Here is a 24,200-nt window from a genome sequence, read left to right on the forward strand (position 1 = left end):
GCAGAAAAAAGAGACAAGCGGGGGGGGGGAGGGGTTCCCCTCTCCTGGACCCCCCCCCCCCCCCCCAACCGGGGTCAGGCGTGGCCGTCCGGCTTGGGCGGGTTCTTCAGGCTCAGCACCACCGTGGCGGCGATGATGACGGCCACCACGCCCAGCGAGATCGGGGTGGGGATCTTGAAGATGTCGATCAGCATCATCTTGGCGCCGATGAAGGCCAGCACCAGGGCCAGACCGTACGGCAGCAGGTGGAAGCGATCGGCCATGCCGGCCAGCAGGAAGAACATCGCGCGCAGGCCCAGCACCGCGAACACGTTCGAGGTCAGCACGATGAACGGGTCGGTGGTGATGGCGAAGATGGCCGGGATGCTGTCCACCGCGAAGATCACGTCGGTGACGGCAATCAGGATCAGCACCACGAACAGCGGGGTGTACCAGCGCTTGCCGTCGCGCATCACGCTCATGGCATTGCCGGCATAGTCGGGCAGCAGGCGCAGGTGCTTGCGCATCCAGCGCAGGGCAGGGTTGGTCTCCAAGTCCGGCTCCTGGCCGGCGGAGAACCACATCTTCCAGCCGGTGAACAGCAGGAACGCGCCGAACACGTAGAGCAGCCAATGGAACTTCGTGAGTAGCACGCTGCCGGCGAAGATCATGATCGTACGCAGCACGATCGCACCCAGGATGCCGATGATCAGCACCTTCTGGCGCTGCTCTTCCGGCACCGCGAAGTAGCCCATGATCATCAGGAAGACAAAGATGTTGTCCACCGCCAGGGCCTTCTCGACCAGGTAACCGGTCAGGAACTCCAGGCCGACCTTGTTGGCCACCACCTGGCCGGCGGTCTCGTTCAGGTAGTACCAGAGGCCACCGTTGAAGGCCAGGGCCAGGGCCACCCAGCCGATGGACCACCACAGGGCCTCCTTGAAGGTGACCTTGTGCGGGCCGCCGTGGCGCATCAATACCAGGTCGACCAGCAGCGCGATGACTACCACCGCGCCGAAGCCGCCCCACAACCACAAATTACCGATCGTCTGCATGGGTTTATCCGTTGGGAAAAGAAAAAAGCCTCAAGCCGGACGGCGAGGATCTGCAACGGAGGATCGGGGGGATCCGGGGACAGAGCTTCGCCATACGGCGAAGGTCTCGCTCGCAGTCCCGATGGGTGGGACTGCCGTTGCACCGGAGCCTGCGGGCTCGAATTGACGGCGACAACGTCTGGGAGCTACTCCCCTTCTGGCGCCGATTCTGCGGGGTGATCGGGCCGGCGTCAATCGCCGGTCTGCCGGGCCGGGGCGGCGCCCGTTTACAATAGGCCGATGAACATTGCCCCCGCCCCCGTAGTCCGCCTCAAGAACGCCTGGCGCTCCAGCCACCCGTGGATCTTCCAGAAACTGGTCGAAAAGCCTGCCGTCCGGCCCAAGCCCGGTGCCATCGTCGACGTGGTCGGCGTGGATGGGGAGTGGATCGGCCGGGGGTTCTACAACGGTCATTCGCGCATTGCCGTGCGTATCCTGGAAACCGATCAGGGCATCCCGGTGGACGCCGGCTGGTTCTCGCGCAAGATCGCCCAGGCGGTGTCGCTGCGTCGTGACGTGCTCAAGCTGGATGACCTGTCCAATGCCTGGCGCGTGGTGCACAGCGAAGGCGATGGCCTGTCCGGCCTGGTGGTGGACCGCTACGGCGACCTGGTGGTGGTGGAGTTCTTCGCCGCCGGCATGTTCCGCCACCGCGAATGGATCTACGAGGCGCTGCGCGAGCAGTTCCCGGGCTGCCGCTTCCACAGCTTCGCCGACGAACACGTGCAGAAGCAGGAGAGCTTCGACTTCCACGGCAACACCACCACCGAAGCGTCGGTGATCACCGAGTACGGCGTGAAGTTCCGCGCCGACCCGGCCGGTGCGCACAAGACCGGTTTCTTCGCCGACCAGCGCGAGAACCGTGAGTGGCTGAGCCAGCAGGTGGAAGGCAAGTCCGTGCTGGACCTGTGCTGCAACACCGGCGGCTTTGCGGTGTATGCCGCGGTGCGCGGTGCGTCCGAGGTGGTCGGCATCGACATCGACGAGGACGTGATCGACATCGCCAAGGGCAATTCGCGCCTCAACAACGTGCGCCCGAAGTTCGTGCAGTCCGACATCTTCCCGTGGCTGCGCGATGCGGCCAACCGCGGCGAACGCTACGACGTGGTGATCCTGGACCCGGCCAAGATGACGCGCGACCGCGACCAGGTGATCACCGCGCTGAAGAAGTACCTGGACATGAACAAGCTCGCGTTGGGCGTGGTCAAGCCCGGCGGCCTGTTCGCCACGTTCTCGTGCACCGGCCTGGTGGCCGAGGACCAGTTCCTGGACATGCTGCGCCGCGCGGCGTTCTATTCCGGCCGCACCATCCAGATCCTGAAGGTGTCCGGCGCCGGTCCGGACCATCCGTTCATGGCCCACGTGCAGGAATCGCGCTACCTCAAGGCCGTGTTCTGCCGCGTGCTCGACTGACGTAGGGCCGGCGGCAGGCCGGCCCTTCGGCTCTACCGGGCATTGCCTGGTGCCGGCCAGCGGCCGGCACTACCGTTGCGGGTGCCTGCGGGGCTATGGTCTGACGCTTCCCGAATGTAGAGAGGCGTCATGACGTTGCGCAGTCTGTCCCTGCTGGTGTCGCTGGCGCTGTGCACGCCGCTGGCCGCCCACGCGATCGAGTTCACCCCGCAGGAACTGGCCCGGGCCTCGGCGCTGCAGCGCACGCTGCTGACGCTGGACAGCCACCTCGATACGCCCGCCAACTTCCACCGCGAGGGCTTCGACATCGCCCAGCGCCACGACCACAACGCGTTGTCGCAGGTGGATTACCCGCGCATGGTCGATGGCGCGCTGGATGGCGGCTTCTGGGCGATCTACACCGACCAGGGCGACCGCACTGCGGCGGCCCACCAGCAGGACCGCGATGCCGGCCTGCTGCGGTTGATGGAGATCCGCGAGATGCTCGCCGCGCATCCGGATACCTTCCAGCTCGCGCTGACCGCTGCCGATGCCGCGCGGATCAAGGCGGCCGGCAAGCGCGTGGTCTATATCAGCATGGAGAACGGCAGCCCGCTGGTGGATGACCCGACGCTGCTCAGCTTCTACCACCGCGCCGGGCTGCGCCTGCTCAGCACGGTGCACTTTGCCAACAACGAGTTCGCCGATTCGGCCACCGATCCCAAGGGTGCCGAGTGGAAGGGGTTGAGCCCGGCCGGCAAGGCGCTGGTCGACGAGGCGGTGCGGCTGGGCATCGTGATCGACCAGTCGCATGCCTCCGACGCGGTGTTCGACGACCTGATCGAGCGCATGCCGGTGCCGTTCGTGCTGTCGCACAGTTCGGCCAAGGCGATCTACAACCATCCGCGCAATCTGGACGATGCGCGTCTGGCGCGCCTGGCCAAGGCCGGCGGCGTGATCCAGGTCAACGCCTACGGCGGGTATCTGATCGACATCGGCAAGAACGAACCGCGCGCGCTGGCCGAGAAGACGGCGATCGACCAATGGGGCGGCTACGACGCCCTGAGCATGGCGCAGGGCGTGAAGCTGGCCCAGGCGCAGGCCGAACTGGACCGCCTGCACCCGATGCGCAAGGCCACGCTGGACGACTTCTTCGCCCATTTCGAGCACATCCTGAAGGTAGTCGGCCCCGAGCACGTGGGCATTGGCCTGGACTGGGACGGCGGCGGCGGCCTGGCCGATCTGCAGGACGTCAGCGAACTGCCGAAGATCACCGCGTGGCTGCTGCGCAAGGGCTACACCCAGCAGCAGATCGCCGCGATCTGGGGCGGCAACCTGCTGCGCGTGATGCAGCAGGCGCAGGATCACGCCAACAAACTGGCCAAAATCCCGTAGAGCCGGGTTCTACCCGGCTGGGCGTTCCGAAGCCGATAGCAAAAGCAGCCCCGTAGAGCCGGGTTCTACCCGGCTGGTATTCCGGCGCCGATAGCAAAAGCAGCCGGGCAGAGCCCGGCTCTACGGGGTGGCTTCGCGGCTCGTCGTTTGCCTGTCAGGCCTTGCCCAGCACCGCGTTGCGGCGGCCGTAAGCGAAGTAGGCGATCAGGCCCAGGACGTTCCAGGCCAGGAAGTACAGCTGCGTTTTGCTGGGCAGGCTGAAGAACAGATACACGCAGCCGATCACCGCCAGCGGGCCGACGACCCACGCCAGCGGCGTGCGGAACTTGCGCTCGCGGTTGGGCTCGCGTGCGCGCAGCACCACCAGGCACAGGCCCACGGCGGTGAACGCGGCCAGCGTGCCGGCGTTGGCCAGTGCGGCGATCTCGTCCAGGCGGGCCACACCGGCCAGGGCGGCCACGAGCACCGCGGTGAACAGCGTGGTGGCGACCGGGGTGCCGGTGCGCGCGCTGACCTTGGACAGGCCGCGCGGCAGCAGGCCGTCGCGCGACATGACGAAGAAGATGCGGCTCTGCCCGTACAGGAAGGCCAGCAGCACGGTCGGCAGGGCGATCACCGCCGCCGCGCCGATCCACTTGGCCGCGCCCGGGCTGCCCAGCTCGCGCAGGATCAGCGCCAGCGGCTCGGCGCTCTGGCCGAAGATGGTGTAGCTCATCGCACCGACGGCGGCGAGCGCGACCAGCACGTAGATGATGGTGCAGCCGACCATCGAGCCGATGATGCCGATCGCCAGGTCGCGGTCGGGCTTCTTGGTTTCCTCGGCGGCCGTGGAGATCGCATCGAAGCCGTAGAAGGCGAAGAAGATGATCGCCGCCGCCGCCATCACGCCACGTTCGACCCCACCTTCGCCGATCGACTTGGCGAACCCGAACGGCATGAACGGGTCCATGTGGCCGGTGTCGAAGTGCGGCAGCGCGATCGCCACGAACACGGTCAGCGCGATGATCTTGACCACCACCAGGACTGCGTTGAGGGTGGCGCTTTCCTTGGTGCCGGCCATCAGCATGCCGGCCACCACGAAGGTGATCAGCACCGCTGGCAGGTTGATGAAGCCCCCTTCCACATGCGGGCCGGCGGTCAGCATCAGCGGCAGTTCAATGCCCCAGCCGTGCAGGAAGCCGACCGCGTAGCCGGACCACCCCACCGCGACCGTACTCACCACCAGCGAGTACTCCAGGATCAGGCTCCAGCCCACCACCCAGGCCACCATCTCGCCGAGAGCGGCGTAGCTGTAGGTGTAGGCGCTGCCGGCAGCCGGCATCATCGTCGCCAGTTCGGCATAGGACAGCGCCGCGCAGGCGCACACCGCGCCGGCGATGGCGAAGGAGATCAGCACGGCCGGGCCGGCCAGGTTGGCGCCCACGCCGATCAGCGTGTAGATGCCGGTGCCGACGATGGCGCCGATGCCCAGCGCGATCAGGTGCGGCCAGCTCAGGGTGGGGATCAGTCGCCTGCCGGCTTCATGAACGGTGACGGTGTCTAGGGACTTGCGCCGGAGCAACGACATGGGGCCTCGCGGTGGGTGACTGTTAACGACAAGTCTGCGAGTTTTACCGAACGCGGCGCAGCATTACTACTGCCAAGCGTCCAGCGGTCCGTGCATGACCACATGACTGGGGAAAGCTTGACGAAACCAGCACAATGCGCCGCGCCGCGGTTGCAGGCGCGGGCACTGTCGGCCGGCTGCGCTCAGCGATCCAGCGTGGCCATTGCCGCCTCGGCATAGCGCGGGCCGGCGGCGGCATCGGGCGGGAAGATCGCATCGATGCGGGCCAGGTCGTCCGCGCTCAGCTGCACCTGCAGCGCGCCAAGGTTTTCCTCCAGGTAGGCGAGCCGCTTGGTGCCCGGGATCGGGACCAGGTCCTCGCCCTGTGCCAGCACCCACGCCAGTGCCAGCTGCCCCGGGGTGATGCCCTTGGCGCCGGCCATCGCGGTGACCGCGTCGACCAGGGCCAGGTTGCGCGCGAAGTTGTCGCCCTGGAAGCGCGGCGACTGGCGGCGGTAGTCGTCGCTGTCGAAGTCGGCCGGGCTGCGGATCGCGCCGGTCAGGAAGCCACGGCCCAGCGGCGAGTAGGGCACGAAGCCGATGCCCAGGTCGCGCACGGTCTGCAGCACGCCGTTGTGCTCCGGATCGCGCGACCACAGCGAGTACTCGGTCTGCACGGCGGTGATCGGGTGGACGGCATGTGCGCGGCGGATCGTGGCGGCAGCGGCTTCGGACAGGCCGAGGAAGCGCACCTTGCCCTGTTCGACCAGCCGCGCCATCGCGCCCACGGTGTCCTCGATCGGCACGGTCCCGTCCACGCGGTGCTGGTAGTAGAGGTCAATGTGGTCCACGCCCAGCCGCGTCAGGCTGGCCTCGCAGGCGGCAATCACGTACTCGGGGCGGCCATCCACGCTGCGCGCGCGGGTGTCGGTGGGCTCCAGTCTGATGCCGAACTTGGTGGCCAGAAACACCTGGTCGCGACGGTCGGCAATGGCCTTGCCGACCAGCACTTCGTTGGTGTGCGGGCCGTACATGTCGGCGGTATCGAGCAGGGTCACGCCGCGTTCCAGCGCGCGGTGGATCACCGCCGTCGCGTCGGCATCGCTGCCGCGGCCGCCGTAGAAGGCGCTCATGCCCATGCAGCCAAGGCCGAGCGCGGAAACGGTGGGGCCATGACGGCCAAGGGTGCGGGTCTGCATGGGGAAAGCTCCGGAAGCGGGGGAGGGCGGCGCCAGCGGGCGCCGGAGCCACAGCATCCTCCGCTGTACCATGTGGATAAACCGGTGTTCGCCACATCGACCTTGAAGGCAGGCTTCACAATGTCCTCCCAGCTCCCATTGTCTGCCGTGGTCGCCTTCGCCCGCGTGGCCCACCATGCCAGCTTCACCCGCGCGGCCGACGACCTGGGCATCTCGCCCTCGGCGCTGTCGCAGACGGTGCGCGCGCTGGAGGCCCGCATGGGCGTGCGCCTGCTGCACCGGACCACCCGGAGGGTGGGCCTGACCGAACACGGCGCGCGCTTCCTGGCCCGGGTACGCGACGGCTTGGCGCAGATCGACGCGGCATTCGAGGATCTGGACAGCGTGCGCGACGTGCCGGCCGGGAAGCTGCGCATCAACGTGCCCCGGATTGCGGCGGAACTGCTGGTGCTGCCGCACCTGCCCACCTTCATGGCGCGCTACCCGCAGGTGGAGGTGGAGCTGTTCGTGGAACCGGCGCTGGTGGATCTGGTCGCCGGCGGGTTCGACGCCGGGATCCGGCTGGGCGAATGCCTGGCGCGCGACATGATCGCGGTGCCGATCGGTCCCCTGGAGCGGCAGGTGGTGGTGGCCACGCCGGCCTACTTCGCCGCCCACGGCACGCCGGGCACGCCGGCCGATCTGGTCGGGCATGCGTGCATCGTGCACCGGCGCAGCAACGGCCGGCTGATGGCCTGGGAATTCAGCCACGCCGGCCGCGACTTCGAGGTGGAGGTGAGTGGCCGGCTGGTGTTCAACGATGCGGCGCTGATCCACACCGCCGTGCGCGCCGGCCTCGGCATGGGCCAGGCGTTCGAGGCGGTGGTGGCCGGCGATGTCGCCGCGGGTCGGTTGCAGGCGGTGCTGCAGGACTGGCAGCCGCCGTTCGCCGGATTCCACCTGTACTACCCGGCGCGCGAGCAGATGGCGCCGAAGCTGCGGGTGTTCATCGACCACCTGCGGCAGGCCCGACGCGCCGACTGAGCGCGGTACGCATCAGCCCGAGGCCTCGGCGGCGGTATCCATCAGCAGGCGCAGCCATTCGCCGTCGCGCGGCAGCCCATGCGGAAACATCACCTGGGCATCGCCCGGGAAGCGCTTGCAGCGCAGTACCCCGTGCTCGTCGAACATCCGCCAGCCCTGCGCGGCATCCTCGGCGGCGCGGATGCGCCGGTGCAGTGCCTGCGCCAGACTGGCCTGGCAGTCGAAATGGCAGGCACGCAGGTCGATGTGATCCAGCGGCTGCAGATCCGCCAGGATGCGGCAGACCGCAGGATGGGCCAGATCAATACGCCCCGTGCCCATGCCGAGCAGGCACTCGTCGAATCCGGCCAGGTGCTGCACGAAGTACACGGGGGACATCGATTCCTCGCGTGGGGCGCGCGGACGCTGCAGGGGCGGCCGTGGGGCGATGGGGCCGATTGGACACCCTGCGCGGGTGGCGGGGAATCTCAAGTTATTGATTGAAGCGCAAGGTATGGATGACGGTGTCTATTCGCCAGCGCAGTCAGCCCCACGCGCCGGACGCGCATCGCCCCCTGTACCGGGGCCTCAGCCGCTGACGCCGAGGCGCACGCCAAATCCGATGAGGAAGATGCCGGCGACGCGTTTCAGCAAAAGCCCTACGCGGGGGTGCTGAATAATCCGACGGCGCAACAGGTTGCCCACCGCGATCAACACCGAGCAGTACGCCAGTCCCATGACGAAGATGATCACCGCCATGCTCGCGAACGTCGCCACGCCCTGGTGCCGCGCCGGGTCGATGAACAGCGGCAGGAACGCCATGTAGAAGATGATGGCCTTGGGGTTGAGCAGGTTGATCAGCACCGCCTGCCGGAAGTAGTGCCCCGGCTGCAGGCGGATGCCGCCTTCCTCGCCCGCCGGACGCGGACGGCGCAGCAGGCCGATGCCGACCCACACCAGGTAGGCCGCGCCGAGATACTGCACGGCGTGGAACACCAGCGGGTTGGCCTTGAGCAGCGCGGCCACGCCGGCCACCGCCAGCCACATCAGGATCTGGTCGCCGAGCAGCAGCCCGAACAGGGCGGTGTAGCCGCCGCGGACGCCGCCGCGCCCGGTGGCGGTCAGCAGGGTGAACGTGCCCGGGCCGGGCAGCGCCAGGAACACCAGCACGGCAGCAACGAAGGTCCACAGATCCTGGATGCCCATCCACGGCATGGCGGCGACTCGACAACGGGGGGAGCGCCATTGTCCGGCACCGTCGCGGTTCCCGATAGCGTCACCCCGCCGGGTGCGGCAGATCCTCCAGCAGGGGCTGCAGCCGTTGCTCGAACAGCGCATGCAGCTGCCGGATCGCCGGCGAGAACTGCTTGCGATGCGGGCACACCAGGTTCAACGGCAGGCTGTCGCCGGCGCCGTCGAGCAGCACCTGCAGGCGCCCGGCGCGGACGTCCTCGCGCAGATCCAGCCACGACTTGAACACGATGCCTTCGCCGGCCACCGCCCAGCGGCGCACCACGTCGGCATCGTCGCAGATCATGTTGCCGCGCACCTGCACCACCACCCGGCGGCCCTCGGCCTCGAAGTTCCAGCGGTCGTAGGCGCGGCCGGCGAGCTGGTAGAGCAGGCAGTGGTGGTCCTTGAGCGCCTCCAGGCTGGTGGGCGTGCCGTGCCGGGCCAGATAGGCGGGCGCGGCGGCCAGCACCCGGCGGTTGCCCGGCAGCAGCGGCAGCGCCACGTAGCTGGCGTTGTCGAAGCGGCCGAGCCGGAAGGCGATGTCGACCGGATCGCGGAACACGTCGGCGACCTGGTCGGACAACTGCAGCCGCAGCTGCAGCTTCGGGTGCGCGGCGCGGAACTCGGTCAGCCAGGGCAGCAGCAGGTGCCGGCCCAGGTCCGACGGCGCGGCCACCTGCAGCACCCCGCGCAGTTCGGCATCTTCGCCGCGCACCCGCGCCTGGCCCTCGCTCAGGGTGGCCAGCACGTCCTGGGCGTAGGGCAGGTACAGCGCGCCTTCGGCGGTCAGGCGCAGGCTGCGGGTGGAGCGCACGAACAGCCGCAGGTCCAGCTCCCGCTCCAGGCGCGCCACCGCCGCGGCGACCTGGCCGGGCAGCAGGTCGGCTTCGCGCGCTGCGTTGGAGAAGCTGCCCAGTGCCGCGGTGCGGACGAACAGGGTCAGGTCATCGACACGGACCATTTTCATTCCAGGAGTGAAAGTGCTGACCGATTTTGCGCCTTTCCGGCCGATCCGGTGAAGCGCAGGCTGTGCCCCTCTCCCCAACGGACCGTGCTTCGATGAAAGCCGTCGCCTATACCCAACATGGCCTGCCGATCAGCGACCCGCGCGCGCTGGTGGACATCACCCTGCCGCTGCCCGAGCCGGGACCGCGCGACCTGCGCGTGCAGGTCCGGGCGATCTCGGTCAACCCGGTCGATACCAAGGTGCGCAACGGCGTGGCGGTGGACGCACCGCGCGTGCTCGGCTGGGACGCGGTCGGCATCGTCGACGCGGTCGGCAGCGAGGTCGGCCTGTTCCAGCCCGGCGACGCGGTCTTCTATGCCGGGGCGATCGGCCGGCCCGGCAGCAACGCCGAATACCAGCTGGTGGATGAGCGCATCGTGGGCCGCAAGCCGGCCAGCCTGGACGATGCCGCCGCCGCGGCGCTGCCGCTGACTGCGATCACCGCCTGGGAGCTGCTGTTCGACCGCCTGCGCATCGCCGAGGGCGGTGGCGAGGGCCAGACCCTGCTGGTGGTCGGCGCGGCCGGCGGCGTGGGCTCGATCCTGGTGCAGCTGGCGCGCCAGCTGACCCGGCTGACGGTGATCGGCACCGCCTCGCGCCCGGATACCCAGGACTGGGTGTACGCGCTGGGCGCGCACCACGTCATCGACCACACCCGGCCGCTGACCGAGGGCCTGGCGCGCCTGGGCATCGCAGCGGTGGACCATGTTGCCAGCCTCACCCACACCGACCAGCACTACGACCAGATCGTGGCCGCGTTGATTCCGCAGGGCCAGCTGGCCCTGATCGATGACCCCGGCCAGCTGGATGTGCTGGCGCTCAAGCGCAAGAGCCTGTCGCTGCACTGGGAATCGATGTTCACCCGGTCCAGCTTCGACACGCCCGACCTGGAGCGCCAGCACGTGCTGCTCGACCGCGTCGCCGACCTGGTCGACGCCGGTGTGCTGCGCACCACCCTCGGCGAGCACTACGGCCGCATCGACGCGGCCAACCTGCGCCGTGCCCACGCCCTGATCGAGAGCCACCGCGCCCGCGGCAAGCTCGTCCTCGAAGGCTTCTGACCCCTGATGGAAACCACCCCCATGACCCTCGCACCGGTGGCACGCCGCCGCCATACCACCAAGGCCTACGACCCCACCCGCACGCTGCCGCCGGCGGTGCTGCACGATCTGCTCGATGTGCTGCACCACGCGCCGTCATCGGTGAACGCGCAGCCCTGGCACTTCCTGGTGGCCGGCAGCGCCGAGGCGCGTGCCCGCATCGCCCGCGCCACCCAGCCGCACCAGCCCTACAACACCGCCAAGATCACCGATGCCTCGCATGTGATCGTGTTCGCCACGCGTACCGCCATCGACGATGCGTACCTGGCACAGGTGATCGAGCAGGAAACCGCCGATGGCCGCTACCCCACGCCGCAGGCGCGCGAAGGCCAGCGCGGCGCGCTGCACCACTACGTGGACCTGCACCGCCACACCCTGGGCGATGTGCAGCACTGGATGCAGAAGCAGACCTACCTGGCGCTCGGCACGCTGCTGCTGGCCGCCGGGGTGCACGGCATCGATGCCACGCCGATGGAAGGCTTTGATGCGGCGGTGCTGGATGCCGAACTCGGCCTGGCCGAGCGTGGCCTGACCAGCGTGGTGCTGGTGGCACTGGGGTACGGCAGCGAGGCCAACTTCAACGCGGATCTGCCGAAGTCGCGGCTGCCCCGCGAACAGGTGTTCACCCACCTGTAACCCGGCCTCGGCCGCGGTGCGTGCTGCGGCCCGGTTCGCCGGGTCCGCAGCGGCGCAGCCATTGAGACCGGCACGGCCTACACTTGCCGGCATGCAAACCGAATTCCTTCTGCTTGGCGGCCTGCTGTGCGCCGTCCTCATCCTGCAGCTGATCCTTCTGCTGCGGCGTTCCCAGCACGGTGGCCTGGAGCAGGCCCTGCGCGATGAAGCCCGGGTCGGGCGTGGCGAGCTGCGCGAGCAGCTCGAAGGGCTGGGCCGGCAGCAGGACGCGCGGCTGGAAAGCTTCGCCCGCGCGCTGACCGATCTGTCCACCCGCACCGACCAGCGCCTGGACCTGCTGCGCGATGCCTTGGGCGAAGATGCACGCAAGGCACGCGAAGAACACGGCCTGGCCCAGCAGCGCACCGGCGACCTGCTGGCGCAGCGGCTGCATGACGTGCGCCTGCAGCTGGAAGCCTTCGGCCAGCAGCAGCAGGCGCGCATCGACGCGTTCGGCCAGCAGCTGCTGGAGCTGACCACGCGTACCGATGGCCATATGGCCGCACTGCGCCAGACGCTGGCCGAAGATGCGCGCAAGGGCCGCGACGAGAACGTGCAGTCGCAGCAGCGCCTTGGCGACACCCTGGGCCAGCGCCTGCAGGACATGACCCAGCGCAACGAACAGCGTATCGGCGAAATGCGCGCCACCCTGGAACAGCAGCTCAAGAGCCTGCAGAGCGACAACGCCGAGAAGCTCGACCAGATGCGCGTGACCGTGGACGAGAAACTGCAGACCACGCTCGAAGCGCGCCTGGGCGCATCGTTCCAGCTGGTCTCCGACCGGCTCGAGCAGGTCCAGCGCGGGCTGGGCGAGATGCAGCAGCTCGCCACCGGCGTCGGCGACCTCAAGCGCGTGCTGACCAACGTCAAGAACCGCGGCAGCTGGGGCGAAGTGCAGCTGGACAACATCCTCGAGCAGACCCTCACCCAGGAGCAGTACGCGCGTGGGGTGAAGGTGCGCCCGGACAGCGGCGAGATGGTCGACATTGCCGTGCGCCTGCCCGGCCGTGGCCATGAGGACACCCCGGTGTGGCTGCCGATCGACTCCAAGTTCCCGCGTGAGGACTACGAGCGCCTGCTCGATGCGCAGGAGCAGGGCGATGCCGAGGGCGTGCGCGTGCAGGGCGCGCAGCTGGAACGTGCGATCCGGGTGCAGGCCAAGTCGATCTGCGAGAAGTACATCGTGCCGCCGCACACCACTGATTTCGCGGTGATGTTCCTGCCCACCGAGGGGCTGTATGCCGAGGTGATCCGGCGGCCGGGGCTGGTGGACCTGCTGCAGCGCGAACACCGCGTGGTGGTGGCCGGGCCGACCACGGTGACCGCGCTGCTCAACAGCCTGCAGATGGGCTTCCGCACGCTGGCCATCGAACAGCGCTCCAGCGAGGTGTGGAGCCTGCTGGGCGCGGTGAAGAGCGAGTTCGGCAAGTTCGCCGGCATTCTGGAAAAGGCCGAAAAGCAGATCAGCACCGTGGGCAAAAGCCTGGGTGAGGCCAGCCGCAAGACCCGCACCATCGAACGGCGCCTGCGCGGCGTGGAATCGCTGGCCAGCGAGCAGACCGACCTGCTGCTGGCCGATGCGGCGGGCGATGACGACGACACCGGCGTGGACGACACCACGTCTGCACCGACATGAGGAATGAGCTGATGCGCAGTGTGTTGATGATGTTCCTGCTGTTGTTGGCGCTGGCCGGGTGCAGCAGTGCGCCGCACGCCACCGGGTCCGGCGTGCCCGTGGCCAGCGTGGAGACCGCCCCGGCGGCCCTGTCCGGCAGCGCCGCGACGACCGCCCAGCGCGCCGAATGCGAGGCCGCCGGCGGTGAAGCCAGGCCGCTTGGCCGCCTGCAGCATGTGCACTGCGTGGTGCCCTATGCCGATGCCGGCAAGGACTGCAGCGCCAAGGCCGACTGCAACGGCCAGTGCCTTGCCCGGGAGGGCACCGAGCTGGTGGCCGGTGCGACCGCGCGCGGCGTGTGCCAGCGCGACATCAGCCAGAACTTCGGCTGCCGCCAACGCATCGACAACGGCGTGGCGCAGGGCACGATCTGCGTCGACTGACCCGTCTCCGGCACGGGTATGCTGTGCCGCCAACCTGACATTGCAAGGATTTCCCGTGAGCCAGACCGTCTACGACATTCCCGTCACCACCATCGAAGGCCAGCCGTCGTCGCTGGCCGATTACCGCGGCAAGGTGCTGCTGGTGGTCAATGTCGCCTCCAAGTGCGGCCTGACCCCGCAGTACGAGGGCCTGCAGGCGCTGTACGCCGACAAGCAGGCCGCCGGTCTGGAAGTGCTGGGCTTCCCGGCCAACAACTTCCTGGCCCAGGAGCCGGGCAGCGAAGCGGAGATCCAGCAGTTCTGCCAGCTGGAGTACAACGTCGGCTTCCCGCTGTTCGCCAAGATCAGCGTGGCCGGTGATGACATCCACCCGCTGTACCAGCAGCTCACCGCCGCCCAGCCGGCTGCCACGGGCGAAGGCCCGATGCGCGAGAAGCTGCAGGGCGCCGTAGCCAAGTACCCGGACCTGGTGGTCAATCCGGCGCCGGCCGTGCTGTGGAACTTCGAGAAGTTCCTGATCGGCCGCGACGGCCAGGTCATCGCGCGCTTCGCCCCGGATGTGCCGGCCGATGACGCCCGCCTGGTGGCCGCGATCGACGCTGCGCTGGCGGCGTGATGCCACCGCGTGCAGGCGCACCGCGCGCCTGCACGCATCTTGCGCGCGCCACGCGCAGCAACGAGGATGGTCGCCGCCGCGATGCACGCGGTGTGCCGACAGGGGACAGGGCATGGAACTGCTGACGCTGGAACATTTCGCAGGCTGCGTGGACGAGACGTTCGCCGTGGATCTGCAGGGCATGCAGGTGGACTTCGTGCTGGTCGAGGCGCGGCCACTGAAGCACGCCCACCCGGATGCGCCGCGCGTGCCGTTCTCGCTGCTGTTCCGCAATGCCGCCCCGATCGTGTTCCCGCAGCAGATCTTCGCCATGCGCCACGCGCGTGTGGGCGAGGTGGGCATCTTCCTGGTTCCGATCGCGCAGGAGCGCGCCGGCTTTCTTTACCAGGCCGTGTTCAACTGACACCGGCCCAGCGCATCGCCACATGGGTCTGCTGGCCTGAATCGTCGCCGGCAATGAAGCCCAACCGTTCGTACAGCCGGCGTGCCGCCGGGTTGTGGACCTGCACATGCAGGCGCAGGCCACGTCCGCGCATCGCCGCGGACCGCTGCAGGCGATGGATCAGCGTTGTGCCCAGCCCACGTCCGCGCCAGGCCGGCAACAGGCTGATGTCCACCAGCAGATCGTCCTCGCCGGTTTCGTCGATGTACACGCGACCCACCGGCTGCCCGTCGACGTCGATGGCCAGGTAGTGGGCCTGCGGGTAGTGGCCCAGGTAGTGCTGGTGCTGCGCCACGAACTGCTGGGCGAGAAACTGCTGTTTGACCGTTTCCGGCCAGGGCAGGGGCTGCAGTTCTTCCGCGCGGGTCGTGGCGTACAGCGCCACCAGCCACGGCAGGTCGGCGCGCCCCAGCGCGCGCCATGCCCACGCGGCGGCGTCGTCGGCCCCGGCCAGCGCAGGGCGCCGTTCCGGGGGGAACGGCGCCAATGTGTCGGCCTGGATCATTCGAAGGCGGGGAACGCGCCTTGAAGGGCGATGCAGAAGTTGACCGCCAGGTACGGCTGCCGGTTCTCGTGCGCGCCATTGGCGCCGGCGGGCGCCAGCATGTTGGGCGCCATTGCCGTGTTCGGCGCCGTACTGCTGAACGACTTGATGGCGTTGGAGCCGGGCATCGACAGCGCGCCATTGGCCACCGGCGTGGCCAGCCGCTTCGCCGCGGCCTGCGCGAAGGCGACCAGATCATGCCGGTGGGCGGGCAGCTGGTCGGGGGTCAGGTTGACGCCGACGGCGCCGAACGTCTCGCCCATGTCGCGCTGGCTCAGCGAGGGGCCGGTGCCCTGCGAGGTGGCGGCCCGGGTCGTCAGGTTGGGCAGCTGGAACGTGTTCTGGCCATCGCCGCCGAAGCGGGTGCCGATCAGGGAGTACAGGGCAACGTTCTGCCGGAGCGGCAGCATCGCACCGTTGCAGAAGGCCCAGCCGTTGGGGTTGTAGGGGAATCCGAACATCTGGATTTCGCCGAGGAAGCAATCGCTCATGGTGTGATCTCTGCGCCTTGCGAAAGAGGAAGTCAGCCCTGCGACGGGAAGATGCCGAAGGAGGCGATGAAGTACTGCACGGTGAGGGTCGGCATGCAGTTCTCATGCGGCAGGTTGCCGCCTGCCGCGGTCACCGATGTCGGGGCCAGTGTCATCGCCGAGCCGCCGGTGGTATCGCTGACGTAATAGGTTTCGCCGCTGACCGAACCGGGTACGACCGTTGTCGAGGGCAGATCGGCGGTGGCGGCGGCCGTGGTCACCGACAGCGTGTGGGTATGGGCGGGCATCTGCGGCAGGGTCAGGGTGACCTGCTCGGAGCCGCCCACCTGGCCGAGGGTCCGGGGCGTCAGACTGGGACCCGCTCCCTGATGGACGGGCAGGCGGCCACGCAGGTCGGGCACTGCGAAGGTGTTGACCCCGTCGCCGCCGTAGGTGGTGCCGAGCAGCGTGTACAGCACTTCATTGTTCGCGATGGGCACCTGGCGTCCGTCGCAGGGCAGCCATCCGATAGGAATACGGTTGAATCCGAACATGCGGATCTCGCCGACAAAAGGCATGGTCATCGATGCGTGCTCCTGGAGAGGTCAGCTGCGCGGCGGATAGATGCCCGCCTGCGTGCAGATGAAGAAGTTGATGACCGCGAACGGCTGCATGTTCGGGTGCGGCTGGGTGCTGCCGGCCGGGCCCACCGATGACGGGGCCTGCGCGACCAGCTTGTTGCCCGGTGCCGCATAGAGCGTGGGACCGGTACCCGTGCCGGCATAGGCGCAGCCGGTCGGAATGCGGACGGTGCCGGGGGCGTTCACGCCGAGCACCTGGTGCGAATGGGCGGGCATCTGCGCGGGAAGCAGGGTGACGCTTTCCCAACCGCCGCTGTTGCCGGCCTGGAGGGGCGCGGGTTGCCAGGTGGCATCGGCCGAAGGACCTGCGGACACCGGCACACGGCCGCGAAGATCCGGCAGCCCGAAAGTGGTGCGCCCGTCCCCCCCATACTGCGTGCCAAGCAGCGAGAACAGGGCCTGGTTGGTTGCGACCGCCAGCAGCTGGCCGTTGCAGAGCGCAAAGCCCTTCGGTGCAAAACTGAAGCCGGCCATGACAATCTGGCCGAGATAATATTCGCCCATCGATATCCCCCTTGGATGGTGAGCGCGCGGCGCCGGACTGGCGCCCGCGTACTCTGAACGCCATTCAGGTTGTTCACAAGTCCCTGCCGTTGCAGCGATACGACCGTAGGTTGCATCTATCTTCCACGCCGGGACTCTGTTCCAATGGCGCCAACGGGGGAGGCGTGGATGGCCTACCGCTGGCAGCGCCGGGGATCGGCAGGGGATTGGTTTCCCCGGGAGCACGCCAGTTGGGACGCGCACCTCGATGTTGTTCCGCATCCAGGTGGGATTCTTCTAAGGGGGAAGAGTCATGTCGTTCCTTTCCGGTACCGCGCGTTCCGCGCGTCTGTTCGCCTTCGTCTCGTTGTTGACCTGCCTGGCCCTGATATGGCCCGGTGCAGCGCGCGCGGCCCACACCTCCCTGCTGTGCGGACCGCAGACGGTCCACGTGCCCAGCGGCGGCAGCGTGGCGATCGACGTCACCGCCTGCGCAGGCCCCAACATCTTCCTGGCCGGCGACGGCGGCGTGGACGGGCCGGCCCTGCCACAGCGCGGCACCGCGATCCTGCGCGTCGATGACCCCAACTGGTACGTGGACTACAGCCACTTCGGCGTCAACACCACCGGCGATGTCTTCGAGTTCTCCGACACCGCCAACCGCACGGTGCGGGTGACGATGATCATCGACCCGCCGGCCTCGTCGATCGTGGTCAGCCCGGCCACCCTGAACCCGATGACCGCCGGCACGGCGTTCACGCAGACCCTCACTGCCACCGGCGGTACCGCGCCGTACACCTACACCACCAACACCGCGCAGCTCCCGCCGGGGATCACCCTGTCCAGCGCCGGCGCGCTGTCGGGTACCCCAACCCGGCGTGGTGCCTTCAGTTTCACTGTGCGTGCCACCGACAACACAGGCGCCGTGGTCGACAAGGCGTACTCGTTGACCGTGCAGAACCCCAGCCTGTCGCTCAGCCAGACCTCGGCCACCGCCGTGCAGAACATCCCGTTCTCGCTGACGCTGGTCGGCCAGGGCGGCGTGGCGCCGTACACCATCGCGCTGGAAACCGGCTCCCTGCCCACCGGCATTTCGCTGTCCGGCGGTGTGCTGTTCGGCACGCCGACCGGTGCCGTGCAGGGGTACCCGGTGACCTTCCGGGTCACCGACAGCAGTGCCGGTGCCGCGCCGTACTACGAACTGGAGAGTTTCACGCTCACCGTCAGTTCGGCACCCTCTGTCAGCATCGCCGTGGCACCGTCCGCCGTGGCCGAGGACAGCGGCCTGCCGATGGTCTACACGGTCACGCGCAGCGCCAGCCTGCCCACGCCGACCACGGTGAATCTGACCACCTCCGGCACGGCGACCAGCGGCGACTACACCGGTGCAGTCCCGAGCGTGGTCATTCCGGCCAATGCCACCAGCGCCACGGTCAGCATCACCCCGGTGGGCGATACCGCGGTGGAAGCCAATGAAACCGTGATCGTGACCGTGGTGGCCGGTACCGGCTACACCGTGGGCGCGCCAGCGTCGGCGACCGGCACCATCCTCAACGACGACCTGCCCGTCGCCACCATCGCCGTCTCGCCCGCATCGGTGGATGAAGACAGCGGCATGCCGCTGGTCTACACCGTCACCCTGGACCGCACCAATCCGGCTCCCCTCACGTTGCCGGTTTCGGTGGGCGGCACGGGTACGTTCGGCGTGGACTACACCGGTGTACTGGCATCGGTGGTGATCGCCGCCGGCAGCACCACCGGCACGATCACGTTGTTCCCCATCGCGGACAGCGTGGCCGAATCCAACAAGACCGTCGTGGTCACTCTGCTGCCGCGCGCCGAGTACACGATCGGCACGCCGGGCAGCGCCACGGGCACCATCCGCGACGATGACCTGCCGGTGCTGCGCGTCAACGACGTCAGCGTCGCAGAAGGCGACAGTGGGACCACCGCCTTCATCTTTACCGTATCGCTGGATGTACCGGCGGGCCCGGGCGGGGTGACGTTCGACATCGCCACCGCCGATGGCACCGCAGCGGCCGGCTCGGACTACGTGGCGCGCAGCCTGACCGGCCAGACCATTCCGGCTGGTGCCCAGAGCTACACCTTCGTCGTGCAGGTCAACGGCGACACGCTCTATGAGCTCAACGAGAGCTTCACCGTCAATGTGAGCAACGTCGTGGGCGCGACCGTCGCCGATGCGCAGGGCCTGGGCACGATCCTCAATGATGATCCGCTGCCGACGGTGTCCATCGCCGATCTCGCGCTCAACGAAGGCAACAGCGGCTTCACCCCCGCGGTGCTGACGGTTACGTTGTCGGCCCCCAGCTCACGGCCGGTCGCGGTCCAGTACGCCTCGGCCGACGGAACCGCCACGGCGCCCAGCGACTACTCGCCCGTCAGCGGCATCGTGGTCATCCCGGCCGGGACCACCACAATGCCGATCACTGTCCAGATCAACGGCGATACCACCGTTGAGCTGGATGAAACCTTCCAGGTGAACCTGAGCAACTCGGTCAACGCCAACCTCGGCAACGCGTCGGCCGTGGTGACCATCCTCAATGACGACCAGCCGGTGGTGCTGTCGCCCGGCAGCCTGCCAAATCCAAAGGCGGGCGTTCCCTACGCCCAGACGGTCACGGCCACCGGAGGTACCTCGCCGTACTCCTACGCGATCAGCGCCGGCGCCCTGCCGCCCGGCCTCAGCCTCAACACCGGCTCGGGTGCCCTCAGCGGCACGCCCACCTCGGTGGGCGGCTATTCATTCCTGGTACGGGCCACCGACAGCAGCGGAACACCGAACTCCGGCGTGCAGTCCTACACGGTGGTCGTCGCAGCGCCCACCTTGACGCTGCCCGGCGCGGCGCTGCCGCAGGCCATCCGTGGCCAGTCCTTCACCAGCGCCCGCGGGCCTGCCAGTGGCGGCAACGGGCCCTATACGTACAGCACCATCGGCGTGCTGCCGCCGGGACTGAGCCTGAGCCCGGCCGGTGTGCTAAGCGGCACGCCGACCCAGACGGGAAGCTATACCTTCACCGTCAGCGCGCAGGACAGCACCCTCGGGACCGGCGCGCCGTACCGCGTCAGCGAGACCCTGACGCTGACGGTGGCCGAACCGGTGCCGCTGGCCGGCAACGTCACGCTGATGGCCAGCTACAACGCCCCGGCCATCCCGGTGGCCCTGGTGCTGTCCGGTGGTGCGGCCACCACCGTGACGGTGGCTACCGCGCCGTTGCACGGCACGGCGGTGAGCATCAATGCGGGCATGATCTCCTACCAGCCGACCACCGGTTATGCCGGCCCGGACAGCTTCACGTACACGGCCACCGGCCCGGGCGGCACCTCCACGCCGGGCACCGTCGACATCACGGTGGGCAACCCCGTCATCACCGTCGCCGCCAGCGGCAGCCTGGCCACCGAGGCCGGCACGCCGTACAGCCAGACGTTCACCTGGACCGGTGGCGCGTTGCCGTATGGCAGCCACCAGGTGCCCAACCTGCCGGATGGCCTGTCGATCACCGCCACCAGCGCCAACAGCGTGACCATCAGTGGCACGCCGACCCGTTCGGGCAGCTTCTTCCTGGCGCCCAGCGCCACGGACAGCAGCACCGGCACCGGTCCGTTCACCGCCGGCGGCAGCTTCACCCTGGTGGTGGGCAGCCCGGTGCTGTCGGCGACGCCGGCCGCACTGCCCGCCGGTACCGCGGGTAGCACCTACCAGCAGACGATCACGGCCACCGGCGGCATCGCGCCGTACCAGGTGGCGCTGAGCGGCACGCTGCCGACCGGCGTCAGCTTCGACGCCGCCACCGGTACGTTGTCCGGTACACCGACCCAGTCGGGCAGCTTCGCGCTCACGGCAACCTTCACCGACAGCACGGCCGGCACCCCGGCCAGCCTGGTGCAGAGCTACACCCTGGTGGTGGCCAGCCCGACGCTGTCGGTCACGCCGGCCGTGCTGCCCGCGGGTACCGCCGGCAGCACGTACCAGCAGACGATCACCGCGACCGGCGGCATCGCGCCGTACCAGGTCGCGCTGAGCGGCACGCTGCCGGCCGGCATCACCTTCAACGCCGCTACCGGTACGTTGTCCGGCACGCCGACCCAGTCGGGCAGCTTCACGCTCACCGCGACGGTCACCGACAGCACCACCGGCACGCCGGCCAGCGTTGTCCAGAGCTACACCCTGGTCGTCGCCAGCCCGTCGTTGTCGGCCACCCCGGCCGCATTGCCGGCCGGCACCGCCGGCAGCGCCTACCAGCAGGCGATCACCGCCACCGGCGGCATCGCGCCGTACCAGGTGGCGCTGAGCGGCACGCTGCCCACCGGCGTGACCTTCGATGCCGCCACCGGCACGCTGTCGGGTACGCCGCTGCAGTCGGGCACGTTCGCTGTCACCGCGACGATCACCGACAGCACCAGCGGTACGCCGGCCAGCGTTGCCCAGAGCTACAGCCTGGTCGTGGCCAGCCCGACGTTGTCGGTCACCCCGGCCACGTTGCCGGCCGGCACCGCCGGCAGCGCCTACCAGCAGGCGATCACCGCCACCGGCGGCATCGCGCCGTACCAGGTGGCATTGAGCGGCACGCTGCCCACCGGCGTGACCTTCGATGCCGCCACCGGCACGCTGTCGGGCACGCCGCTGCAGTCGGGCACCTTTGCCCTGACGGCGACGATCACCGACAGCACCGGCGGCACCCCGGCCAGCACCACCCAGACCTACAGTCTGGTCGTGGCCAGCCCGGTGCTGGTGGCCACACCGTCGGCGCTTGCCGGTGGCACCGCGGGCACCCCGTACCAGCAGGCGATCACCGCCACCGGCGGCATCGCGCCGTACCAGGTGGCATTGAGCGGCACGCTGCCGACCGGCGTGACCTTCGATGCCGCGACCGGCACGCTGTCGGGTACGCCGCTGCAGTCGGGCACCTTCGCGCTCACCGCCACCATCACCGACAGCACCGGCGGCACCCCGGCCAGCCTCGCCCAGAGCTACACCCTGGTGGTGGCCAGCCCGGTGCTGGTGACCCCGCTGTCGACCCTGCCGGCCGGCACCGCCGGCAGCGCCTACCAGCAGGCGTTCACCGCCACCGGCGGCATCGCGCCGTACCACGTGGCCCTGTCCGGCGCATTGCCGGCCGGCCTGGCGTTCGATGCCGGCACCGGCGCGCTGTCCGGTACGCCGACCCAGTCGGGTACGTTCGCGCTCACCGTCACCATCACCGACAGCACCGCCGGTACCCCGGCCAGCCTCACCCAGCCCTACAGCCTGGTGGTGGCCAGCCCGGTCCTGGTGGCGACGCCGGTCACGCTGGCCACTGCGGCGGCAGGCACGCCGTACCAGCAGGTGATCAGCGCCTCGGGCGGCATCGCGCCGTACCGCGTGGTCCTGTCGGGCACGCTGCCGGCGGGCCTGTCGTTCGATGCAGCCAGCGGCACGTTGTCCGGTACGCCGACCCAGTCGGGCAGCTTCGCGCTGTCGGCCACCGTCACCGACAGCACCGGTGGCACCCCGGCCAGCCTGGTCCAGGCCTACACGTTGACCGTGGCCGTCCCCGCACTGACGCTGACCCCGGTGGCCGGCGCATTGCCGGCATCCAGCGCCGGCAGCAGCTACACGCTGGCCTTCACCACCCAGGGCGGGCTCGCGCCGTACCGCTACACGCTCGCCACCGGCGCACTGCCGGCAGGTCTGGTGCTCGACGCGGCCACCGGCCGTGTCGCCGGTACACCGAGCGTGGCGGGCAGCTTCGCCTTCAGCGTGACCGTCACCGACGCCACCGCCGGCGGCGCCGGCTCGCTCACCCAGGCCTACACGCTGAGCGTGGCGGCACCGGTGCTCGTGCTCACGCCGGCCTCGCTGCCGGCCGGGCTGTTCGCCAGCCGGTACGAGCAGGGCCTGACCGCCACCGGTGGCACCGCACCGTACCGCTATGCGGTCAGTGCCGGTGCGTTGCCGGACGGGGTGACGCTGGAGGCCGCCGGACTGCTGGCGGGCACGCCGACCGCGGCGGGCGCGTTCGCGTTCACCGTCACCGTTACCGATGCGCAGGGCTTCACCGGCAGCCAGAACTACGTCGTGCAGATCGCCCAGCGTCCCGATCCGACCCGCGACCCGGAAGTGCGGGGTCTGTTGTCGGCGCAGCGCGACGCGGCACGCCGGTTCGCCAACTCGCAGATCGAGAACTTCCAGCAGCGCATGCAGCGCCTGCACGGCGCCAGCGGCAGCAACGGGTTCAGCAACAACCTGAGCCTGTCCTACGCACCGCGCCGCTGCGAGCCGATGGTCGGCAACGTGCCGGGGCCGGACTGCGACGCGCAGCGCCGCCAGCCGTTCGACCGCGAGACCGGGCTGGAGCAGCCGGCATCCCGTGCCGATGGGGGCTCGCAGGCACCGCTCGGGCTGTGGGTGGGCGGTACCCTCCGTTCCGGTCGCAGCGAAGGCGGCCAGCGTGCCGGCACCGACTTCGAGACCGATGGCGTCACCGTCGGTAGCGATCTGCGGATCAGCGAGGCCTTCGCCGTCGGCGCCGGGCTGGGCTACGGCCGCGACCGCAGCGACGTCGGCGAAAGCGGCAGCCGCAGCGATGGCCAGGCCTACAGCATGGCGGTGTACGCCAGCTACAGCCCGGGCCGCAGCCTGTTCGTGGATGCCCTGCTGGGCCACCAGCTGCTGGACTACACCCTGCGCCGCTACGTAACCGGCGATGGCGGCTTCGTGCACGCACGCCGCAACGGCAGCCAGTGGTTCGGTTCGCTCGCCTTCGGTGCCGATCTGGCCAAGGGCAACTGGCAGTTCACCCCGTACGCCCGCCTGGATGCATCGCAGGGCTCGCTGGACCGCTACGTGGAGCAGGGCAACGACCTGTTCGCGCTGCGCTATGGCGACCAGGACGTGGATGCCACCACCGGCAATGCGGGCCTGCGCGTGGAAATGCGCCAGACCGCTGTCTGGGGTGCATGGACGCCGCAGCTGCGCGTGGAGTACCAGCACGACTTCAGCGGCAGTGGCCTGGCCACCCTGCAGTACGCCGATCTGGTCGACGTGCCGTTCTACCGCACCACGCTGGATGGGTTCGACCGCAGCCGCTGGATGCTCGGTGCCGGGGTGATGTTCGACTTCGGCCGCACCTGGGGCCTGCGCGTGGACTACCGCGGGATGGTGGGCAGCGGCAACGACCGCGACCACGGCGTCCAGATCAGCCTGGACAAGCAGCTGTAAGGGCACGCGCCACAGCTGCGGCGGTGGCGCGATGCCGGGCAACAAAAAACCCCGCCGAGGCGGGGTTTTCTGTGTGTGGATTTATGTGCTCCAGCTCGGCATCGGC

General features: G+C 69.1%; 19 protein-coding genes and 1 pseudogene. 10 read left to right on the top strand and 10 right to left on the bottom strand.

What is annotated here, in order from left to right; translation table 11 throughout:
- Positions 1 to 74: 74 nt before the first annotated feature.
- Positions 75 to 1,034: a TerC family protein gene (locus ACO6VK_RS16750; protein WP_422509081.1), complete on the bottom strand. Its 960-nt coding sequence runs from the start codon at positions 1,032 to 1,034 to the stop codon at positions 75 to 77.
- Positions 1,035 to 1,313: 279 nt separating this feature from the next.
- Here ACO6VK_RS16750 and ACO6VK_RS16755 point away from each other — a divergent pair, with 279 nt between their 5' ends.
- Both ACO6VK_RS16755 and ACO6VK_RS16760 read left to right on the top strand, forming a co-directional pair.
- Positions 1,314 to 2,486, top strand: coding sequence for a class I SAM-dependent rRNA methyltransferase (locus tag ACO6VK_RS16755; RefSeq protein ID WP_422509083.1), 1,173 nt, complete (start codon positions 1,314 to 1,316; stop codon positions 2,484 to 2,486).
- Between the two features lie 129 nt (positions 2,487 to 2,615).
- Positions 2,616 to 3,860 (top strand): dipeptidase, encoded by a 1,245-nt coding sequence (locus ACO6VK_RS16760; protein ID WP_422509085.1) that lies wholly within the window; start codon positions 2,616 to 2,618, stop codon positions 3,858 to 3,860.
- Between the two features lie 154 nt (positions 3,861 to 4,014).
- On the opposite strand, the gene ACO6VK_RS16765 is transcribed toward ACO6VK_RS16760, so the two are convergent.
- A complete protein-coding gene (locus ACO6VK_RS16765) occupies positions 4,015 to 5,427 on the bottom strand; it encodes an amino acid permease (RefSeq protein WP_422509087.1) in 1,413 nt (470 codons plus the stop codon).
- Positions 5,428 to 5,609: 182 nt separating this feature from the next.
- Positions 5,610 to 6,605 carry an aldo/keto reductase gene (locus ACO6VK_RS16770; protein WP_422509089.1) on the bottom strand — a complete coding sequence of 332 codons (996 nt, stop codon included), beginning with the start codon at positions 6,603 to 6,605 and terminating at the stop codon, positions 5,610 to 5,612.
- A 120-nt stretch (positions 6,606 to 6,725) separates the two neighbouring features.
- On the opposite strand from ACO6VK_RS16770, the gene ACO6VK_RS16775 reads away from it, so the two are divergent.
- Entirely contained in the window at positions 6,726 to 7,628 is a 903-nt protein-coding gene (locus ACO6VK_RS16775) for a LysR family transcriptional regulator (protein ID WP_422509091.1), read from the top strand.
- A 12-nt stretch (positions 7,629 to 7,640) separates the two neighbouring features.
- Here the strand turns inward: ACO6VK_RS16775 and ACO6VK_RS16780 are convergent, their stop codons facing one another.
- The 3 genes and pseudogenes from ACO6VK_RS16780 to ACO6VK_RS16790 form a co-directional block, all read right to left on the bottom strand.
- The gene (locus ACO6VK_RS16780) at positions 7,641 to 8,006 is read right to left on the bottom strand and encodes a hypothetical protein (RefSeq protein WP_422509093.1); all 366 of its coding nucleotides are present in this window, start codon (positions 8,004 to 8,006) and stop codon (positions 7,641 to 7,643) included.
- A gap of 189 nt (positions 8,007 to 8,195) precedes the next feature.
- Positions 8,196 to 8,822: a leucine efflux protein LeuE gene (gene leuE, locus ACO6VK_RS16785; protein ID WP_422509095.1), complete on the bottom strand. Its 627-nt coding sequence runs from the start codon at positions 8,820 to 8,822 to the stop codon at positions 8,196 to 8,198.
- Positions 8,823 to 8,839: 17 nt separating this feature from the next.
- A pseudogene (locus ACO6VK_RS16790) lies at positions 8,840 to 9,807 on the bottom strand (LysR family transcriptional regulator); the annotation flags it as partial.
- 92 nt (positions 9,808 to 9,899) lie between these two features.
- Here ACO6VK_RS16790 and ACO6VK_RS16795 point away from each other — a divergent pair.
- From ACO6VK_RS16795 to ACO6VK_RS16820, 6 genes are all read left to right on the top strand, one after another.
- A complete protein-coding gene (locus tag ACO6VK_RS16795) occupies positions 9,900 to 10,907 on the top strand; it encodes a zinc-binding alcohol dehydrogenase family protein (protein WP_422509097.1) in 1,008 nt (335 codons plus the stop codon).
- A 21-nt stretch (positions 10,908 to 10,928) separates the two neighbouring features.
- Complete coding sequence (gene nfsB / locus ACO6VK_RS16800; RefSeq protein WP_422509099.1) at positions 10,929 to 11,582, top strand: oxygen-insensitive NAD(P)H nitroreductase; 654 nt, start codon at positions 10,929 to 10,931, stop codon at positions 11,580 to 11,582.
- Positions 11,583 to 11,673: 91 nt separating this feature from the next.
- Complete coding sequence (rmuC, locus tag ACO6VK_RS16805) at positions 11,674 to 13,257, top strand: DNA recombination protein RmuC (protein WP_422509101.1); 1,584 nt, start codon at positions 11,674 to 11,676, stop codon at positions 13,255 to 13,257.
- An 11-nt stretch (positions 13,258 to 13,268) separates the two neighbouring features.
- Complete coding sequence (locus tag ACO6VK_RS16810) at positions 13,269 to 13,679, top strand: hypothetical protein (protein WP_422509103.1); 411 nt, start codon at positions 13,269 to 13,271, stop codon at positions 13,677 to 13,679.
- Between the two features lie 55 nt (positions 13,680 to 13,734).
- Positions 13,735 to 14,295: a glutathione peroxidase gene (locus ACO6VK_RS16815; RefSeq protein ID WP_422509105.1), complete on the top strand. Its 561-nt coding sequence runs from the start codon at positions 13,735 to 13,737 to the stop codon at positions 14,293 to 14,295.
- A 112-nt stretch (positions 14,296 to 14,407) separates the two neighbouring features.
- On the top strand, positions 14,408 to 14,698 hold the full coding sequence (locus ACO6VK_RS16820) for a DUF6916 family protein (protein ID WP_422509107.1): 291 nt from the start codon (positions 14,408 to 14,410) through the stop codon (positions 14,696 to 14,698).
- Here the strand turns inward: ACO6VK_RS16820 and ACO6VK_RS16825 are convergent.
- The 4 genes from ACO6VK_RS16825 to ACO6VK_RS16840 are packed head-to-tail and all read right to left on the bottom strand — an operon-like array spanning position 14,691 to position 16,896.
- Entirely contained in the window at positions 14,691 to 15,242 is a 552-nt protein-coding gene (locus tag ACO6VK_RS16825) for a GNAT family N-acetyltransferase (protein WP_422509109.1), read from the bottom strand. The genes ACO6VK_RS16820 and ACO6VK_RS16825 overlap by 8 nt on opposite strands.
- On the bottom strand, positions 15,239 to 15,772 hold the full coding sequence (locus ACO6VK_RS16830; protein ID WP_422509111.1) for a phage tail protein: 534 nt from the start codon (positions 15,770 to 15,772) through the stop codon (positions 15,239 to 15,241). Before ACO6VK_RS16830 ends, ACO6VK_RS16825 begins: the two co-directional genes overlap by 4 nt.
- Positions 15,773 to 15,804: 32 nt before the next feature.
- Positions 15,805 to 16,335, bottom strand: a complete 531-nt coding sequence (locus ACO6VK_RS16835) for a phage tail protein (protein ID WP_422509113.1) — start codon at positions 16,333 to 16,335, stop codon at positions 15,805 to 15,807.
- A gap of 21 nt (positions 16,336 to 16,356) precedes the next feature.
- Positions 16,357 to 16,896, bottom strand: coding sequence for a phage tail protein (locus tag ACO6VK_RS16840; protein ID WP_422509115.1), 540 nt, complete (start codon positions 16,894 to 16,896; stop codon positions 16,357 to 16,359).
- Positions 16,897 to 17,188: 292 nt separating this feature from the next.
- Between ACO6VK_RS16840 and ACO6VK_RS16845 the strand changes: the two genes are divergently transcribed.
- Positions 17,189 to 24,094 (top strand): putative Ig domain-containing protein, encoded by a 6,906-nt coding sequence (locus tag ACO6VK_RS16845; protein WP_422509117.1) that lies wholly within the window; start codon positions 17,189 to 17,191, stop codon positions 24,092 to 24,094.
- Positions 24,095 to 24,200 lie beyond the last annotated feature (106 nt).

This window comes from Stenotrophomonas sp. GZD-301 (assembly GCF_049310345.1).
Classification (GTDB): Bacteria; Pseudomonadota; Gammaproteobacteria; order Xanthomonadales; family Xanthomonadaceae; genus Stenotrophomonas.